This window comes from Enterobacter sp. CM29 (assembly GCF_013179605.1).
In the GTDB taxonomy this organism is placed as follows: Bacteria; Pseudomonadota; Gammaproteobacteria; order Enterobacterales; family Enterobacteriaceae; genus Enterobacter; species Enterobacter intestinihominis.
In genome coordinates this window covers 1-2,661 of the sequence record NZ_JABMCU010000307.1, presented here as the reverse complement: position 1 = coordinate 2,661, position 2,661 = coordinate 1, and the positions used below count along the sequence as shown (strand labels likewise).

Here is a 2,661-nt window from a genome sequence, read left to right as displayed (position 1 = left end):
CTGGCAAAAACCATGGGCCTGCCTGAACCGGTGATCGCCACCTATCTTGACCACCGTCCTCCCACCACCATAGCGCCGGTTGACGCCCACGTTGCCGCCCTCCAGCAGCAAACGGCAGACCTCTTTTATCAAAACCGCCTGGTTCCAAAGCAGGTGAATATTCGCGAACGCATCTGGCAACCCGCTGGCATTGAAGGAAAAAAATCATGAGTCTGAATCTTTTCTGGTTTTTACCCACCCACGGTGATGGACACTATCTTGGCACAGAAGAAGGCGCCCGCCCGGTCGATCACGGCTATCTACAGCAGATCGCCCAGGCGGCAGACCGCATCGGTTTTACCGGGGTGCTGATCCCGACGGGCCGTTCATGTGAGGACGCGTGGCTGGTTGCCGCGTCGATGATCCCCGTCACCCAGCGCCTGAAATTCCTGGTAGCCTTGCGCCCAAGCGTGGTGTCGCCCACCGTCGCGGCACGCCAGGCGGCAACGCTGGACAGGCTCTCCAACGGCCGCGCGCTGTTCAACCTGGTGACGGGCAGCGATCCGCAGGAGCTGGCGGGCGATGGCGTTTTTCTCGATCATACCGAGCGCTATGAAGCCTCCGCAGAGTTCACCCGCGTCTGGCGACGTCTGCTGGAAGGGGAAACCGTCACCTTCGAAGGAAAACATATCCACGTTCGCGATGCGCAACTCTACTTCCCGCCGGTACAGCAGCCGCGCCCTCCCCTTTATTTCGGCGGATCGTCGGACGTGGCGCAGGAGCTGGCGGCTGAGCAGGTCGATCTCTATCTGACCTGGGGCGAGCCACCGGAGCTGGTTAAAGAGAAAGTTGCTCAGGTACGCGCCAAAGCCGCAGAACATGGCCGTACGGTGCGCTTCGGCATTCGCCTGCACGTGATCGTACGCGAAACCAACGACGAGGCCTGGCAAGCCGCCGACCGTCTGATCGCTCATCTGGACGACGACACTATCGCCAAAGCACAGGCGGCGTTTGCCAAAACCGACTCCGTGGGCCAACACCGAATGGCCTCCCTGCACAACGGCAAGCGTGAAAATCTTGAGATCAGCCCGAACCTGTGGGCCGGGGTGGGTCTGGTGCGCGGCGGCGCCGGTACGGCGCTGGTCGGCGACGGTCCAACCGTAGCGGCACGCATTAATGAATACGCGGCGCTGGGGATCGACAGCTTTATCCTGTCTGGCTACCCGCATCTGGAGGAGGCCTACAAGGTGGGTGAACTGCTCTTCCCGCACCTGGATGTCGCTATCCCGGAGATTCCGCAGCCACGTCAGCTTCAGTTGCAGGGCGAAGCCGTGGCGAATGCGTTTATCCCGAGAAAAGTCGCGCAAAGTTAAGGAGCCACCATGTCTTCAACCGCACAAAAATGGCTGCTGCGCGCCGCACCGTGGTTTCTGCCCGTCGGCATTGTCCTCGTCTGGCAACTGGCGTCTTCAACTGGCTGGCTGTCGAGCCGTATTTTGCCCTCTCCGGAGGGCGTTGTGGAAGCGTTCTGGTCGCTAAGCGCCAGCGGTGAGCTGTGGCAACATCTTGCCATCAGCTCCTGGCGCGCGGTAATCGGCTTTTCGATTGGCGGGAGCATCGGCCTGACGCTGGGGCTGATCAGCGGCCTGTCCCGCTGGGGTGAGCGGCTGCTGGATACCTCCGTTCAAATGCTGCGTAACGTGCCGCATCTGGCGCTTATTCCGCTGGTTATCCTGTGGTTCGGCATTGATGAGAGCGCCAAAATTTTCCTCGTGGCGCTGGGAACATTATTCCCGATTTATATCAATACCTGGCATGGGATCCGCAATATCGATCGCGGTCTGGTTGAGATGGCCCGCAGCTATGGCCTGTCAGGTTTTGCCCTGTTTACCCATGTGATCCTGCCGGGCGCCCTGCCCTCCATTATGGTTGGGGTGCGTTTTGCGCTCGGCCTGATGTGGCTAACCCTGATCGTGGCGGAAACCATTTCGGCCAACTCCGGCATTGGTTATCTGGCGATGAACGCCCGCGAGTTCCTGCAAACGGACGTGGTGGTGGTTGCCATTATCCTTTATGCCCTGCTCGGCAAACTTGCGGACGTCAGCGCCCAGTGGCTGGAACGTAGCTGGCTGCGCTGGAACCCGGCCTACACCGCTCAGGAGGCGAAAGCATGAATACTGCACGACTGAACCAGGGAACACCGTTACTGCTGAACGGCGTGACCAAACGCTACGGTGATAACACTATTCTGAATGCACTGGATCTGCATATTCCTGCCGGACAGTTTGTGGCCGTTGTTGGCCGCAGCGGTGGCGGCAAGAGTACCCTGCTGCGTCTTTTAGCCGGGCTGGAGGCGCCAAACAGCGGTGACATTCTGGCAGGCACCACGCCGCTGTCCACGATTCAGGATGATACGCGCATGATGTTTCAGGACGCGCGTCTACTGCCGTGGAAAACGGTGATGGATAACGTCGGGCTGGGCCTGAAGGGCAGCTGGCGGGAGGACGCCCGGCAGGCACTCGCCGCCGTCGGGCTGGAGAATCGTGCGGGAGAGTGGCCTGCGGCCCTCTCGGGTGGACAAAAGCAGCGCGTGGCCCTGGCACGCGCGCTGATTCATCGTCCCGGCCTGCTGCTGCTTGATGAACCGCTCGGCGCGCTTGATGCCCTGACGCGGATCGAGAT

General features: G+C 60.7%; 3 protein-coding genes and 1 pseudogene. All 4 read left to right on the top strand.

What is annotated here, in order from left to right; genetic code table 11:
- A pseudogene (locus HP459_RS22320) lies at positions 1-210 on the top strand (aliphatic sulfonate ABC transporter substrate-binding protein); the annotation flags it as partial.
- A complete protein-coding gene (gene ssuD, locus HP459_RS22315; protein WP_038415787.1) occupies positions 207-1,352 on the top strand; it encodes an FMNH2-dependent alkanesulfonate monooxygenase in 1,146 nt (381 codons plus the stop codon). The pseudogene HP459_RS22320 and the gene ssuD, both read left to right, overlap by 4 nt.
- Before the next feature lie 9 nt (positions 1,353-1,361).
- Positions 1,362-2,153 (top strand): aliphatic sulfonate ABC transporter permease SsuC, encoded by a 792-nt coding sequence (gene ssuC / locus HP459_RS22310; protein WP_023299738.1) that lies wholly within the window; start codon positions 1,362-1,364, stop codon positions 2,151-2,153.
- Positions 2,150-2,661: ATP-binding cassette domain-containing protein (locus tag HP459_RS22305; RefSeq protein ID WP_171936864.1), on the top strand; the 512-nt coding region annotated here is incomplete at its 3' end. The genes ssuC and HP459_RS22305, both read left to right, overlap by 4 nt.

Bases quoted from the DNA above. Each gene is read 5' to 3' on its own strand.
- ssuD (WP_038415787.1), top strand. From the start codon at position 207: ATGAGTCTGAATCTTTTCTGGTTTTTACCCACCCACGGTGATGGACAC.
- ssuC (WP_023299738.1), top strand. From the start codon at position 1,362: ATGTCTTCAACCGCACAAAAATGGCTGCTGCGCGCCGCACCGTGGTTT.